Annotated in this window: 11 protein-coding genes; 3 read left to right on the top strand and 8 right to left on the bottom strand. The window is 49.6% G+C overall.

Annotated elements, in window-relative coordinates; translation table 11 throughout:
- Nucleotides 1-53 precede the first annotated feature (53 nt).
- From IEY24_RS16550 to IEY24_RS16570, 5 genes are all read right to left on the bottom strand, one after another.
- Nucleotides 54-2,414 (bottom strand): ABC transporter permease, encoded by a 2,361-nt coding sequence (locus IEY24_RS16550; protein ID WP_188934017.1) that lies wholly within the window; start codon nt 2,412-2,414, stop codon nt 54-56.
- Between the two features lie 190 nt (nt 2,415-2,604).
- Nucleotides 2,605-5,037: an ABC transporter permease gene (locus IEY24_RS16555; protein ID WP_188934019.1), complete on the bottom strand. Its 2,433-nt coding sequence runs from the start codon at nt 5,035-5,037 to the stop codon at nt 2,605-2,607.
- Nucleotides 5,038-5,048: 11 nt separating this feature from the next.
- Nucleotides 5,049-5,663 (bottom strand): hypothetical protein, encoded by a 615-nt coding sequence (locus IEY24_RS16560; protein ID WP_188934021.1) that lies wholly within the window; start codon nt 5,661-5,663, stop codon nt 5,049-5,051.
- Between the two features lie 121 nt (nt 5,664-5,784).
- Entirely contained in the window at nt 5,785-6,462 is a 678-nt protein-coding gene (locus tag IEY24_RS16565) for an ABC transporter ATP-binding protein (RefSeq protein WP_090373885.1), read from the bottom strand.
- A gap of 130 nt (nt 6,463-6,592) precedes the next feature.
- Entirely contained in the window at nt 6,593-7,840 is a 1,248-nt protein-coding gene (locus tag IEY24_RS16570) for an efflux RND transporter periplasmic adaptor subunit (RefSeq protein ID WP_188935214.1), read from the bottom strand.
- A 373-nt stretch (nt 7,841-8,213) separates the two neighbouring features.
- Here IEY24_RS16570 and IEY24_RS16575 point away from each other — a divergent pair, with 373 nt between their 5' ends.
- Nucleotides 8,214-9,584 carry a sigma-54-dependent transcriptional regulator gene (locus tag IEY24_RS16575; RefSeq protein WP_188934024.1) on the top strand — a complete coding sequence of 457 codons (1,371 nt, stop codon included), beginning with the start codon at nt 8,214-8,216 and terminating at the stop codon, nt 9,582-9,584.
- Between the two features lie 92 nt (nt 9,585-9,676).
- On the top strand, nt 9,677-11,623 hold the full coding sequence (locus IEY24_RS16580) for a glycoside hydrolase family 127 protein (protein WP_188934026.1): 1,947 nt from the start codon (nt 9,677-9,679) through the stop codon (nt 11,621-11,623).
- 39 nt (nt 11,624-11,662) lie between these two features.
- Here IEY24_RS16580 and IEY24_RS16585 read toward each other — a convergent pair whose 3' ends face one another.
- Nucleotides 11,663-12,580 carry an LEA type 2 family protein gene (locus IEY24_RS16585; RefSeq protein WP_188934029.1) on the bottom strand — a complete coding sequence of 306 codons (918 nt, stop codon included), beginning with the start codon at nt 12,578-12,580 and terminating at the stop codon, nt 11,663-11,665.
- A gap of 218 nt (nt 12,581-12,798) precedes the next feature.
- On the opposite strand from IEY24_RS16585, the gene IEY24_RS16590 reads away from it, so the two are divergent.
- Nucleotides 12,799-13,341 (top strand): YciE/YciF ferroxidase family protein, encoded by a 543-nt coding sequence (locus IEY24_RS16590; RefSeq protein ID WP_188934031.1) that lies wholly within the window; start codon nt 12,799-12,801, stop codon nt 13,339-13,341.
- Between the two features lie 74 nt (nt 13,342-13,415).
- On the opposite strand, the gene IEY24_RS16595 is transcribed toward IEY24_RS16590, so the two are convergent.
- Together IEY24_RS16595 and IEY24_RS16600 are read right to left on the bottom strand one after the other, a co-directional pair.
- The gene (locus IEY24_RS16595) at nt 13,416-13,931 is read right to left on the bottom strand and encodes a pyridoxamine 5'-phosphate oxidase family protein (RefSeq protein ID WP_188934033.1); all 516 of its coding nucleotides are present in this window, start codon (nt 13,929-13,931) and stop codon (nt 13,416-13,418) included.
- A 128-nt stretch (nt 13,932-14,059) separates the two neighbouring features.
- A complete protein-coding gene (locus tag IEY24_RS16600) occupies nt 14,060-16,375 on the bottom strand; it encodes a TonB-dependent receptor (RefSeq protein ID WP_188934035.1) in 2,316 nt (771 codons plus the stop codon).
- Nucleotides 16,376-16,449 lie beyond the last annotated feature (74 nt).

Raw genomic sequence — 16,449 nt, forward strand, 5'->3', positions numbered from 1 at the left:
AACGAGAAAATTACATCCTTCCTTTCCTCCTTCCTCCCTTTTCTCCCTTTTCCCTATTCTGATTTCAACGATTTAACCGGGTTCATCAGCGCGGCCTTGATAGCCTGGAAGCTCACTGTAAACAGCGCGATCAGCAATGCGGCCACACCGGCGACGGCGAAATACCACCATTCCATTTCGATCCGGAAGGCATATTTTTCGAGCCACCCATTCAGGAAATACCACGCAACGGGGAATGCGATAATAGCGGCAATGCCCACCAGTTTCAGGAAATCCGCCGACAGCATTCCTACCAGATTGGAAATACTGGCACCCAGCACCTTGCGTACGCCGATCTCCTTCGTCCGCTGCTCGGCAGTAAATGCGGCCAGACCGAACAATCCCAGACAGGATATAAAAATGGCCAGGAATGCGAAGTAATTGGAGAGCTTCCCGACGACCGTTTCGGCCTTATAGAGGTTGCCAAATTCTTCATCCGCAAAATGATATTTGAAAGGCACACCCGAGTTATACCTTCGAAAAACCTTTTCGAGACTTTCGATGGCCTGCTTGGTTTTCCCCGCCTCTGCACGGACCATACCTACGCCCCAGGCTTCTTTTTTAGGTTGAAGGCTAATAATCAACGGCTCTATCGCCACATGCAGCGAGCCGATGTGAAAGTCCTTCATCAAACCGACGATCTTCCCTTTTTTACCCCACATTGTCAGCTCCTTGCCAACCGGATCTTTATAGCCGATCTTCTTCGCGGCCGCCTCATTCACAAGGTAATTGGACGTATCTGTTCCGAATGAAGGGCTAAAATCACGCCCGTCGAGCAATTTGATACCCATCGTTTCAATAAAATTGAAGCCAACCGGGTTAACGTTGAAAAGCAACTGTTTTGTCGTATCCTTTCCGGGCCAGTACACGCCCATCGTAGAGCTGCCGTACGCTAGCGGGCTCGCTTGTGAGCGCGCCACGGATTTAATGCCTGGCTCAGCTTCGAGCGCACTTTTGAATGCGTCGAAGTTGGTACTCATTGTGTTTTCAATGTCGGGAATGTAAAGCAGATTTTCCTGACTGAAACCGAGGTTTTTATGCTGGATAAAGTCGATCTGCCGGTAAATGACGATCATCGAAAGGATCAGCAGGATCGACAGCCCGAACTGGAAAACCACCAATCCCTGACGGAAATAAGTGGCATTCGGCTTGAACTTCAACGCCCCTTTCAAAATGGTGACGGGGTTGAGCGACGACATAAACAATGCGGGGTAGCTACCGGCAACCAGGCCGGTGATCAAAGTCAGCACCAGGAGCAGGGCCAGGAATGCCGGGTCGAGGAAATCGAGGGAAAGCTGCTTATCGGTCAGCGAGTTGAATCCAGGCAACAATGCGAGCACAATCGCAATGGATACCACCAGCGCAAGCACCGTGATAAGGATCGACTCCCCCATGAACTGCGCGATCAGGCTCGTTTTATAAGCCCCGACTACCTTACGCAAGCCTACCTCTTTCGCGCGTTTCACCGAGCGGGCAGTGGCCAGGTTCATGAAGTTAATGCAGGCAATTATCAAAATGAATATCGCCACGATCGTAAACATCCGCACGTATTCGATGCGGCCGCCATTCTGCTTACCCGCCTCCCAATTTGAGTACAGGTATGATTCCCCATAATTAATCAGGAAAAGGTCGACGTTGCTGTCTTTGTTTTTGGTTTTAATATAATCCTTGATCTTCGCATTGACCTTGTCGATATCGGCATTTTTAGCCAGCAACACCGCGCAGCGCGGACCGTTGTTACCCCATTCTCTCGCCCATTCGGCATTTTTTAGCCAACGGTCGTAGCTCATCATGAAATCGAATTTCATAGACGAATACCGTGAGATTTCTTCCAGTACGCCGGTAACCACCACGTCGTCCTTATTATCGACGCGCATGGCTTTCCCCATCGGGTCCTGGCCTTTGAAGTATTTGTCGGCCAATTTCTGAGAAATCACAATGCCGTCGGGGCGTTTCAGGGCAGTTTTGACATCGCCTTGTTTGAGTTTAAACGAAAACATCGTCAGGAAATCGCCCTGCACATAGCGGCCCTTTTCATTGTCGAACACATTCCCCGCCCGCAAAACCGGCGATTGTTCCCAAAGCACCTGGCTGGCCTTTTCTATTTCCGGAATGTCCTTCACGATATTCTGTGCCAAAATCCCTGGCGTAGCAGCGTACGTGTTGATCTCCCCCGAGTAATGCTGGTTCTCCATGACCGAATAAAGCCTGGCGTCGTTCTCATGGAAACGGTCCATTTTAATCTCGTCCTGCACCCACAGCATAATCAGCAAACTGCAAGCCATCCCTAGTGCCAGTCCAAGGATATTAATTGAACTGAACATCTTGTTTTTCAACAAATTCCGCCAGGCTATTTTCAGATAGTTTTTAAGCATACCGTTTGTTCATTGGTGATGGAATAAATGGTTCGGACAATATGGTACTTCGCATATTTGACTACTACACAATTCAGAAATCATGGAACTGATCCGAGAGATAATTGTCCCGACGGGCGATTGATATTTGCTGACACTGCCGAAAGAAATAGTAGGAAAGCAGATCGAGGTTGCCTGGAATTACGATGAGCTACTCCGATTTCAACGACTTCACCGGGTTCATCAGCGCGGCTTTTACGCTTTGAAAACTTACCGTGAGCAAAGCGATGACGATCGCCAGCAATCCCGCAGCGGCGAACATCCACCAGGCCAGATCAACGTGGTAGGCGAAATCACGAAGCCAGTGGTTCATGCCAAACCATGCGATCGGACTGCCGATGACGATGGCAATGATAATCAGTTTGATAAATTCTTTGGATAGCAAGGCTACGATATTGGCAACGCTCGCCCCAAGGACTTTTCTCACGCCTATTTCCTTCGTGCGACGCTCGGCGGTGAATGCCGACAAACCGAACAGGCCAAGGCAACCGATGATGATGGAGATGGTTGCAAAGGTGATAAATATCTGCCCTACGCGCTGTTCGCTGCGATAGACGTTATCAAAATCCTGGTCCATGAAGCGGTAATTGAATGGCTGCCCGGGCGCCATTTTCTTCCAGAGTGCTTCTACCTGCTCCACTGTGCGCTGAGCGTCATCGCCTTTCATACGGAATACCACCGAACCCGAGCTTTTATAAAGAATCAAACTTAATGCGCCGATATTCTTACGGAGCGATTCGAAGTGAAAGTTTTTAACCACCCCGATGATAGTATAGTCGACCCGCTTCGTTAATGCGGCGTCTTCGTAGCCGAAAATTTTCTTACCGATCGGATCGGCGTAGCCCAGCACTTTTGCAGCGGCCTCGTTAATGACAATGCCCGTGGAGTCGGACGGGAACGCCTGATCGAAAGCGCGTCCACTCGCCATTTGAAGCTCCATTGTTTTCACAAAATCATAGTCCACAGACCACTTCTGCATATTGAGGCCCTTGTCCTGCTGCATTTGTCCGACAGGGAAAAACGTGTGGTCCGTGCGGGAGGAAGGCGTCGGCAGGAAGCTGGTAACAGTAGCATTTTCAATATTAGGGAGTTGCAAGACCTGCTCTTTGAATGCTTTTACCTGATTGTCCAATGCATAAGCATCATTCACGATCAGCATTTGATCTTTATTGAATCCAAGCTTCTTGGTTTGAATGTAGTTGAGCTGGCGGTGAATGACGCCCGTACCGACAATGAGCATTACCGAAATGACGAATTGGAATACCACCAATGCATTGCGCAGAAAACCGCTTCCCTTACCTTCAAGCTCGATCGTGTTTTTCAGGACTTTCAGTGGCTGGAATGATGACAGGAAAAATGCAGGATAACTTCCCGCAAGTACGCCGACAATGCCGCCGGTAAACAGCATGACGGACCAGAACCATACATTCGTGATCGGAAATTGTATTTGCTTACTGGCCAGATTATTGAATAACGGCAAAGCAAGATAAGCGATCAGCATCGCGAGCGCGAGCGAAAAGAAGCTCAGCATCACCGACTCCGTCAGGAACTGGTTCACCAATGACGACCGCTCGGAACCTAGTGCTTTACGGACGCCTACTTCCTTCGCCCGATTAGCCGAGCGCGCCGTGGCGAGGTTCATAAAGTTGACGCAGGCAATGGCAAGCAGGAAAATCGCAACCACCGCAAAAATGTAAACGTACTGGATATTACCGTTTGCGTTGATCTCCGCTGTCCGGTCGGAGTGTAAATGGATATCTGCAAGCGGCATTAATGTGTAAACCAGGTAATTGCCGGACTTCCGGACCTCATCCAACGTCGAACCCAAAAAGGTTTTGATCCATTTGGAAGTGTATTTCTGCAAGACAGTCTCAAAATTTTTCTCAAACTGCTTTGCATTAACTCCTTCGCGGAACAGGATATATGTGTTAAAATTATGGCTACCCCATGCGTTGCTCCTGCTTTCCTCGGTTGAGCTCATGGAAAGAAGCATATTCATATCCCGCATATGCGATTGTGCGGGTATGTCCTGCATGACACCGGTAACCGTATACGTAACATTATTATCCACCGTCAGCGCCTTGCCCATCGGGTTGGCATCACCGAAATATTTCCGGGCATCAGTTTCCGAGATCACGACGGTTTGCGGGTTGCGCAATGCTGTATTCGGATCGCCTTGCAGCAAGGGTACGGAGAAAACTTTGAAGAATGTCGAATCGACGAAGATAACGCGGTCTTCTTTTAAATTATCGGTCGCATCCGTCCTCCGCACAAGCTGGCTGCCGTTTTCACGTAAACGGACAACTTGTTCGACCTGCGGATAGTCCTTTTTCAGCGTGAATGCCAAAGGATCGGGCGCTACTGCGAGCGACATATCAGCTCCTCCGAAACGGATATCTGCATTGACCCGGTAAATACGGTCGGCATGCGCGAATGAGCGGTCATAGCTGAGCTCGTCCAGCACATAAAGGGTAATGAGCAGGCAACTTGCCAGCCCAAGCGACAAACCGAATATGTTCAGAAACGTGTAAAACTTATGTTTACGCAGATTCCGCCAGGCAATTTTCAGATAGTTTTTAAGCATTATTAAAGCATTTACATTTCCATGCCGTTACCCGGCAAGCCCATTTCGCTTTCAAAGTTCTCGATAATCTTTAACCGTTCTTTTTCCGATTTCTCGGCGGCGTTCACGGTTTTTTCATAGATATACTCGTCGCCGTCTTTCATGAACTTGTACTTGATATACATCTCACCCGTTTCGGAGTTGTAGCGTACATGCTTCGAAAGCCCCTTGGCGTCTTTGGAGACGGGCTCTTTGATAAATCCCTTACCCGACGAAATCATCTCGGCATTCATTTCATTGGAGGAGAATGCCATCGGTTCCGGCGAAGGCGCGATAGGCGGTACCGGAGGCTTGGGCGAAACCACGGCGACCGATTCCCTGCCAATTCCTTTCGGAGCGGGTAAGTCGAGGTTACCCTCAGCAATGGACGACAGCACCCGCTCGCGCAATGCTTCACGATCTTCCTTGCTCATCCCGTCCACGTCGAAAGTCTTGTTGATCTCCACTTCTTTTCCGTCCAGCGTACCGGACACTTTGATAGACAGCTTTTTGCCGTCGTCGTCGATGCTTCTGCTCAGGCAAGCCCTTTTCTGGGCAATGGCCAGCGTACTCACGCCGGCCAACAGGATGGTTAAGATTTTCTTCATGGTTAGATTTGGCATATTGTTCACACTAGCTTTGGCTCCGCATCGCATTCCAGAGGGCACGCGCCCCGCATCAAAGGTTCCTGCTATAAGGCCGCGCTAGTCGTCAATAGCCGGAGAATTTCTAAACATGTATTTTTTCGGTCACGATCTTGCCGTCGAAAAGGTTCACCACGCGATGTGCGAAACCAGCATCGTAGGGCGAGTGCGTTACCATGAGGATCGTCGTTCCTGCGCCATTCAGTTGGCTCAACAGGTTCATTACCTCTTCACCATTCTTGGAGTCGAGGTTACCTGTCGGCTCATCGGCCAGGATTGTCTTCGGAGTAGCGACCACCGCGCGGGCAATGGCGGTACGCTGCTGCTGACCACCCGATAGCTGTTGCGGGAAGTGGTTACGGCGGTGCATCATGTTCATGCGCGTAAGTGCAGCTTCCACCTTTTCTTTCCGCTCTGCGGGAGGGGTTTTCAGGTACAGCAATGGCAGCTCCACGTTTTCATAAACCGTCAGCTCGTCGATCAGGTTAAAACTCTGGAACACGAAGCCGATGTTACCCTTGCGGATTTGCGCACGCTGGCGTTCCGACATTTTTGCAACCTCCGTACCGTAAAACTCGTACGACCCTTCACTCGGGTTATCGAGCAATCCGAGGATGTTCAGCAAGGTCGATTTCCCGCAACCGGAAGGGCCCATGATGGCTACAAACTCGCCATCTTTAATTTCCATGTCGATGCCGTTGAGGGCTGTTGTTTCTACTTCCTCGGTAGAAAACACCTTGTGCATGTTGTTAATCTTGATCATTGTCTACTGGCTTTCGGCTTCGGCACTCGGCGCCCGGCGCCCGGCTGTCCGCTGGGTTTATGATAAATTCAGGTATTGACTTATATATTGACGGCCGACCGCCGACTACCGACGGCCGACCGCTGGTTTTCTAAAATTCCAACACTTCATTATCTCCAAAGTTCTCATAGGAGCTGGTAATGACCTTCTCACCGGGTTGCAACCCTTCGAGGACTTCGAAATATTCAGGATTTTTGCGGCCTAACGTGATCTTACGTTTCGCGGCGCGTTTGCCGCCGTCGCTTACCACATACACCCAGTTTCCGCCTGTTTCTGAGAAGAAACCACCCACCGGCAGCAATGTAGCCTGCGAAGGCTGGCCGAGTTGCAAGCGGATCGGAGCCGACTGGCCCCTTTTTACCAGTTCGGGAGCACCGTTATCAAACTTCATATCCACTTCAAATCGTCCGCTCAAAATCTCCGGATATATCTTGATGATCTTCAAACCGTAGTCTTTCGCGTTGAACTCCATGGAACCACTCAGGCCGACGAAGATCCGCGACAAATAGTGCTCATCCACGCTTACACGCATTTTGAAACCATTCAAATCGTCGATCTGGCCAATGTTTTGTCCCTGACTGATGTTGGAACCGACTTCTATGTTCATGGATGACAACAGGCCTGATACCGGTGCTTTCACTACGAGGTTATCGAGGGTCTGGCGCCATAGGCTCACGTTTCTCTGCGTGCTGGCCAACGTTCCTTCCAATTGCGTTATCTGCATTTTGGCGTTTTCTTCCTGGTATTTCTGCGACTCGATCTCAATTTCGCGCTGTCTGACCAGCTTCTCGTAATCGCGTTTGGTTTTCAGGTAATCGGCTTCGGGAATGACTTTGTCTTTGTAAAGCTTCACATTACGGTCGTGTGCGTCTTTCGCCTGATCGAGCTGAAAATCGAGGTCGCTCAATGTCTTTTGGAGTGTAAAACGCGCTACTTTCAAATTCTGACGCGTATTTTGAAGATCGTTTACCAGTCGGCTGGCCTCAGTTTCCGATTGGAGGAAGCTCAGTTTCAGGTTTTGGTTTTCCAAACGAAGCAGCACATCGCCCTGCTTCACCATGTTACCACCTTCGATCAATTTCTCGGTCACATAACCACCCACGATCGCATCGAGCTGGATGGTTTTGAGTGGCTGAACCACCCCGGTTACGACGATAAATTCGTCGAATTTGCCTTTTTGAACCGTCGATATGGTCAGTTTATCCTGCTCCACGTTCAGTTTGCTTCTTTTATCGGCAAATACGAATTGGTAAATCAGGAAAGCTACCAACAAAACGCTCCCGCCGATGATGCTGATGCGCTTCGAATTCCAGAATTTCTTGGGTTTGACTCGGTCCATTGTTGATCCTCCGGAAAATCCGTTGTTGGTGCTTGTCGAGTTAGGTGTCTTAACTTCCATTATATGCTAGTGATTGAGTTCGCCTTTGTATTTGCCTTTTATAATCCAATCACTATGCCAAAGAAAACAATGCTATCTAATCATTTGAAAATCAACACAGTTTAAATTAAGAACAGCAACAATATTGTTCGTTATCGGACAAGTTTGTTCGGGCGCGGACAAGCCGCTTCTACGGCGTTTTTAAGGTAAAATAGTTACATTTTAGCTTGTTAGGAAATAATATTTGAAATTGCGTCCTTATCTTGACAAACAATTGCGTTAAGACCTTATCCGGCAGCATCAACCCGCCTGCGCACCACAAGAAAGAACAGCCATGCTACTATCAGAAGCCAAGATCCTGATTATCGACGACGATGTTGACGTGCTCAGTGCCGCCAAACTTTTACTGAAACGGCACGCCAAAGCGGTCGACATTGAAAAAAATCCCCAAAAACTGCCATTCCTAGTCACCAACGGCGATTATAACCTGATCCTGCTCGACATGAACTTCACCCGCGACGTCAACAGCGGCCGTGAAGGCTTCCATTGGCTCGACCGTATCCTGGATATTAATCCTACCGCGAAGGTGATCATGATCACCGCTTACGGCGACATCGAAATGGCAATCCGCGCTATCAAAGCCGGCGCCATCGACTTTGTGCTGAAACCCTGGGAAAACGACAAATTGCTCGCCACGATCAGCACTGCGCTGGAAGGCGGCAAGGACAAGATTTTGCCTGTCGCGGAAGAGAAATCCAAAGACGATAACAAAAAGAACAACAAGGCCGCACCGGACGCCATCGTAGCGACCAGCGAAAGCATGCGCCAGGTATTACTTACTGCCGAACGTGTGGCGGCAACCGACGCCAATGTACTCATATTAGGAGAAAACGGTACCGGCAAAACGCAACTCGCCAAGCATGTTCACCAGCATTCAAAACGCGCGGATAAGCCGTTCGTGGCCGTCGACCTGGGGGCGATCAGTGAGACGCTGTTTGAAAGCGAGTTGTTCGGTCACGTAAAAGGCGCATTTACGGACGCAAAGGAAGACCGTGCCGGCAGGTTTGAAGAAGCCAAAGGCGGCACCATTTTCCTCGACGAGATCGGCAACCTGACTTTGCCATTGCAGGCCAAGCTGCTCACGGTCATTCAGGAACGCAAGGTGACGCGCGTCGGCTCCAACAAGCCTATTGCACTGGACGTGCGCCTGATGTGCGCTACCAATATGAATATCGAGAAGATGGTAACCGACAAGACATTCCGCCAGGACCTTCTCTACCGGGTCAATACCATCGAACTCGAATTACCCCCTTTGCGCGACAGGCCGGAGGACATCAGCGCATTGGCCGATTATTATCTCAAACTATACGCCAAAAAGTATAACCGTCCCGTTAACGACATCAGCAATGCACTGGTGAAGAAAATGCAGCAGTACAACTGGCCGGGCAACATCCGTGAACTACAACATGCCGTAGAGCGTGCGGTGATCCTTTCGCAGGAAAAAACCTTGCAACCTGATGACCTTTTCCTCAAAAGTTCAGCCGGGCAACCTGCTACCGCCACCGGTTTCGACCTCGAAGACATGGAAAAAACAATGATCATCAAAGCACTGAAGCGTTTCAACGGAAACATCACTGACGCGGCCCGTGAGCTGGGCCTCAGCCGCGCAGCGCTTTACCGGCGTATGGAGAAATACGGTCTCTAACCCTTCCGGACGGCTCGGAAGTACAAACTTGGCATGTTTTTTGGGTCAAAATAAATATAAAAGCTCAACTGCGTTCCAACTTTGTACTTCCGATGACCAAATCGCTTCCGATATTTATCCTTGTTTTTTTCTCCCATTTCCTATTTGCACAAACCGGCGGCATCAAACCCGTACCGTTGAAAAACGTCAAAACCACCAACGGTTTCTGGCACGATCGCGTTGAGCTTGCGCGCGGGGTGACCATTCCGCATGCATTGCACCAAAGCGAAGAATCGGGGCGTTTCGACAACTTTGCCGTCGCCGGCGGGTTGAAGAAAGGGCAGTTCAAAGGTGCCCGTTTCGATGATTCTGATGTATTCAAAGTCGTGGAAGGCGCTTCCTATGTGCTTCAAAATCAATATGATCCTAAACTAGATCATTACCTCGACTCCCTGATCACACTCTTCGCCGCTGCACAGGAGCCGGATGGTTATCTTTACACGATCAGAACCATCAACAAAGACACTACGGGCTCTTACGACTGGATCGCCGGACCTTACCGCTATTCGTTCGAAAACGGCAGCCATGAATTGTATAATGTGGGGCATCTGTACGAGGCCGCTGTGGCGCATTATGAAGCTACGGGCAAAAAAACATTGCTCAATGTAGCCATCAAGAATGCCGACCATTTGGTTAAAACCATTGGCCCTAAACCCGGACAAATGGTGGTGGTACCGGGCCATGAGGAAACCGAACTCGCATTGATCCGCCTTTACCGCGTCACCGGCAAGAAGGAATACCTCGCTCTTTCGAAATTCTTTATCGATATGCGCGGCCGCTCCGACAAACGCACGCTCTTCCTCGACGAGCACAAACTCGGCCCGGCCTACTTCCAGGACCAGGTACCTTTCGTACGCCAGCGCGAGGCAGTAGGGCACGCGGTACGCGCGCAATACCTGTATACGGGCGTAGCCGACCTGCTAAGCCTGCAACCCGACCCGAAAAACGACGCAGCCCTGCACGCGATCTGGGACGATGCGACATTTAAAAAGCAATACCTGACCGGTGGAATGGGTGCCCGGGAGGACGGCGAAGCATTTGATAAACCCTACGTCTTGCCCAACGACAATGCCTACGCCGAAACATGCGCCGCCATTGCGAACATGCTCTGGAATCACAAAATGTACCTGCTCACCGGCGAGGCGAAATATATAGATGTCTTCGAACGGGTACTTTACAATGGTTTTCTGGGAGGAATGGGCGTGAAAGGCAATACATTCTTTTATGTAAACCCGATGTCTTCCAATGGCGTGAACGATTTCAACAAAGGCTCCGGCGCGGTGCGGCACGAATGGTTCGGTACCGCCTGCTGTCCCACCAATGTCTCGCGCTTCCTCCCTTCCATGCCCGCATACATGTACGCGACGCAAGGTAATACATTAGTAATCAACCTTTTCGGAGACACAAAAGCGAATGTTCAACTTCCGAACACGGCGGTTCAAATTACGCAACAGACGCAATACCCATGGCAGGGAAATATCCGCATTGCCGTCGATCCTGAGAAAAGCAGCGCATTCCCGTTGCACATCCGCATTCCGGGCTGGGCAACAGGCCAGGCTATGCCGGGCGACTTGTATAGTTATGAAGATAAGCTGGCAAAACCGGCTGGCGTGACTATCAATGGTAAAAAAACAGAAGCTGCCATTGAAAACGGCTATTTAAAATTGAACCGCACCTGGAAAAAAGGCGATGTGATCGAACTGGTACTGGATATGCCTGTGCGCAAAGTGATGGCCAACGAAAAGCTAAAAAGCAACCAGGGTAAGCTCGCTATCGAGCGCGGGCCGGTGCTTTACTGCGCGGAAGGGCACGATAATGGCGGCAAGGCGCTCGCTATTAAAATATCCGGTACACAGGAATTTATACCCTCGTATCAGAAGGAAATGCTGGGCGGTCTGAATATACTTAAATCCAAAGACCAGAACATCACTTTGATCCCCTACTACGCCTGGGCCAACCGCGGCGCGAGCGAAATGACGATTTGGTTTGATAAGCAATAGGGGTTTATCTGACGGCAGACGGCGTCGGCGTTCCACAGGCTACCTCTTTTTCATATTCTTTTGGAACGCCTCAATGTCTTTCAGTTCCCCGTCCAAAACCAGATTGAGTTCGCTGCCATCGAGCACTTCACTTTCCGATTTGAGCTTGCTTTTGAAATAGAACGTAAACGGCAAATCTTTCCCCTTCCCGATCATCTGCCCCGCCGCTTTGAGCACTTTGCCCAAACTAACTGAAAGCGGGATTTCATAAATCTCCCTGCTTTTGGCTTTTACTTTGGTAATGCCAGTGACTTTTCCCTCAGCAAATCTTTTTTGTTTACCCAAATCCATCACATAAACCGGATTCTGAAACTCGAGGGCAAATGAATTGAGATTTGCTACTTCTATTTTCACGACAATATCCGTTTCCTTCAAACCCAGCTTCTTGACATCGTAACCAGCCATTGTTACTTTTGGCAACCGGTATAGCGGCAACCGCTTATCCATATTCAGGACGAGTGAATCTTTGCCTAAAAACGATTTCTCAAAGTGTAGGATGGTCTTAAAATGATAATCGGCACTGTCCTGGCCCTTGGCGGCGCTCCCGTCACCTTCTGCAAGCACGTTATAAATTTTCACTTTGGCTGGCAATGTGAGCAATGAGCTGTCAGCCGCCTTCACTTCAAGCGGCTTGTCATAATGGTCCTCGACGATCGTCTTGCCATTCATTTTAACGACATAATTGATATTTTTCAAATGCATACCCACCGGTAGCGGGTTATATACAAGTGTTTTAAGCTCTATTTTAACGGTACTGTCTGTAACGTCGCTAATGTGTGCGATGCTCATCTCCACGTGTGGTTTGAGCCCAGTAACAGCATCGGGCTTACTCTTTTTGAAAAAGTACCATATGCCCAGGCCGACGCCGGCGAGCAATAGCATGATGATGATCGATATAACCGGTTTTCGTTTGGTCATGGTGTCAGTTGATTGATATGCCCGCTGTTCAAAAAGCATTCCTGCATTTTTCACACTCCCGCCACACGTATATGGGTAGGAATCTCTTCAAGCTCCGGCCCGGCATTCGTTGCCGAGCCGATTATCGCTTTGGTATGGAATTTTACAAGGAGTGCGTCAATCGGATGGCACTTGCCATTCACTTTCAACAAAACCACGACCATTAAAACTTCATGATCATGAAAGCGACAAAAAGTAAAACAAGTCCCAAGAAAATTACGGAATCGGATAGCACTAAGCTGAAAGAATTATTTGTAGATGGCCTTAAAGACATTTATTGGGCTGAAAAGAACCTGGCTAAGGCACTCACGAAAATGGCCAAAAATACGACTTCCGAAGAGCTGAAAGCCGCATTCGAACAACATACCACCGAAACCGAAGAACATGCAGCACGTGTGGAAGAAATCTTCGGGCTTATCGGCGAAAAAGCGCAGGCCAAAAAATGCGCTGCTATGGAAGGGCTGATCGAAGAAGCGAACGAAATCCTGAGCAGCACCGACAAAGGCACGATGGTACGCGACTGCGGGCTGATCATGGCCGCTCAAAAAGTAGAGCATTACGAAATGGCATCTTACGGCACATTGCGCAATATTGCGCGCACGCTGGGCCACAACGACGTGGCCGATATGCTGCAACTGACGCTTGACCAGGAAGGAGAAACCGACCACAAGCTTACCGAACTGGCAGAGGCCTATGTGAACGAGGAAGCAAGTGTGGAGTAAGGCTTCTGCCTTTTATAAAGCAGAGAGGCGATCGGGAAACCCGACCGCCTCTTTTGCATTCAATATATATACATCTACACCAGATTCAACTTGCCATGATCCCCGCCGTCAGGCGTGCTGCCCGTGATCACCGCTTTGAGCATCGAGAAGAATACGACCATTTTGGAAGAAGTACTATCCCAATATGCAGCTTCTTGTGTGGTAACCCTCAGGACCGCCAGATCGGGGTCATCCTTTCCACCGGGGAACCAGGCTTTCGACATCAGGTTCCATAGTTCATCCTTGCGGCGCTCACTCTCCACGATCGACGCCGTACCCGACACGCTCAGGTAAGTATTGCTTTTCGGGTCTGAGTAAATCAATGTCACCTGATCCCCGCGGCGGGCATTTCCTTGCGGGACATCTTTCACGAGCTCGGCGTGGCGGCTCGTAAAGAACCAGATATTGCCTTCCGCGTCGATGTCCAGCGTCGTCATCGGCCGCGACACGATCCGCCCGTCTTCGTAGGTTGTGTACATGCAGAACCGGATGTCTTCCGCCAGCGATTTCAGTTTCTTAGTGGCCTGATTATCTTCAAAATCCTTTTCCATAACCTTAGTTTTTAGATCTGTTGCTATTTTGGTTTCATCCGGTTCCATAAAACAACTGTTCCAAAGACTCGCTGCATCGTCCGCATGCTTGCGGGTAATTTATCATACCGGAACCCGCCACCAGTGCCTTAAAACTCCAAACGATAATTCAGTATCGGCAACATTCCTGTTTGGGTAATCAGCTTCACACGATCCTCTTTCTTATTGTAATAGCGATCGAATGCGTTAAGCCGGTTGGTCACATTCTGAATGTCGAGCGAAATAGTCGAGGTTGTGCGCTTTTTGTTTTTGGTATAACTCAAACGCAGGTCGGTACGGAAATAAGCAGGCAATTGTTCAGCATAGCTTTTAGACCAATCCCTTTCCGTGCGGCCCTTTTCTCTTGATTTTTCCAGATCGATCGGCGTGGTACGATTCCCACCGGCTGCCAGAAGCTTGATATTCGCTGCAAAAATGTTGGTTTTGCTCTTACCTACACGCCATTCCTTACCCGCAAGGAAGTTCTGCACATATTTGCCGTTAAATCGGCTATCACGCTCGATTCCGTCGCGACCGGTATATTTGGATTGGTATATTGAAGTCGTGCTCATCAGGTAAATGCCCGCGGTGAGCGATTTCTCAACGGTAAGCTCTAAACCGTAACTGCGCCCCTTACCATCGCTCGTCAATGAATCGCTTACAAAACCGCTGATCTCGTTCAACTGCGAATTGTGCAGCAAATAGGGCGTTGTCGTGTTCGCCGGGCCGATGGGAATGTTATAGTGGTGCTGATAATAGGTCTCTGCGAGAACCCGCCAGCTCGCCGACGGCCTGAACTCGTAACCCGCCACCAAATGTGCTGATTTCGTCAGTTTCAGGTTTTTGTTCAGTAAATCGGTTTTGCCGTCTGGCACTTTCACTTGTGCAAAGTAGGTAGAGATCGCCTCTGTTTTGCTGTGCAGCCCCGCCCCGAAACTCACGGTCGAACGCGGTGCCAGCGCCCATCTCACTCCCACGCGAGGTTCGATCGAATACCGGTTGTTCAATGCCAGCAGCATACCATGCAAACCGGCGTTTACGGTAACGGTAGGTGTTAAACGCGACTTCCATTGCGCATAGGCCTGAAACAGCTGGGTATTGCCCTTCCGGTCGACATTAATTTCATAAGGGCCATCTTCATTATCCTTATCATACAGGTTGAAATCCAGATGATTGATGATCACGCCGAGCCGCACCGTGTTACGCGCATTGAGTTTGTAATTATATAATGAAGAGATCCTAAGTGCCTGGTTTACAAATTTCTGCTGATACGTCGCATCGATATTTTTGTCATAGAAATCCCCCGTCTGGCTCGTCGCCGAGTAGGAAACGACACTTTCCATGTAGGATTTGCTGTTGATATAGCGGAGATAATTCACGCCAACCATCCCGCGATTCGACTTGAATTTTTCTTTAAAATCGTCATCGTCAACCTTCGACGTGCTGATTCCACCCATTCCCCAAACGCTCACTACCACTTTGTCGTCGTAAGGGATATATACCTTGAAAGCGCCATCCTGAAAATCAATCGAAGCATCGCCATTAAGATTAACCCCGATCTTATTAAGAACGGAAAGAGTAGAATAGCGGTAATTGGCCAGATAAGAAGCACCGCCCTTCGCGCCAATGGGGCCTTCGGCGGCAAAATCGAGCCCGAGAATACCTGCCTGCATTGCGTATTCACGTTTTTCATTGTTCCCTTTCCTGAGTTTGAGGTCAAAAACACCGGATGTTGCATTACCGTATTCTGCCGGAAAGGCGCCGGTAAGAAAATCGGAATTACCGAGCACATTGGCGCTCAATGCGCTGATCCCCCCGCCGCTTGCGCCTTCCTGCGCAAAGTGGTTCGGATTCGGGATTTCGACGCCTTCCATGCGCCACAACATTCCTTTCGGGCTATTTCCCCTGATAATAAGTTGGTTACTACCATCGTCGGTCGCCGCCACGCCTGCAAACGACATGGCCATCCGCGCCGGGTCGTTCACAGAAGCAGCAAAACGCTTCGTCTGGTCCACCGTAAATGAGCGGCCACTCACGCTTACCATATCGTTCAAAGGCGCTCCATTCTCTTTCTGCGCTTTCACAACCACCTCATTCAAAGACCGAAAGGATTCCGTCAGCTTGACATTCAATTCCACTTCCTTGCCTGACCCCACATTGATTTCCTGTACGAATGCATCGTCATAACCAATGCTCGTTATTTTGAACGAATGGCGGCCGACGGGTACCTTTTCGATGCGAAAATTCCCTTCGGTATCGGTTACACCGCCAAGAATGGGCGTCACGGAAGTTATGATCACATTAGCCCCGATCACAGGTTGCTGTGATTCGGTATCGACGACGCGCCCTTTGACGGTCTGGGCAGGCTGGGCAAAGGCCAGGGCGCTCACCGCCCCGGCCATTAAGGTCAAGATAAATTTTTTCATGGCTGGTTGTTTTGTAATTCTGACAACTCAGCCGGGCGGTACCCTAAAAGTTATTGCAAAAATTTTTGAACGGG

The organism is Dyadobacter endophyticus (assembly GCF_014641595.1).
GTDB lineage: Bacteria > Bacteroidota > Bacteroidia > Cytophagales > Spirosomataceae > Dyadobacter > Dyadobacter endophyticus.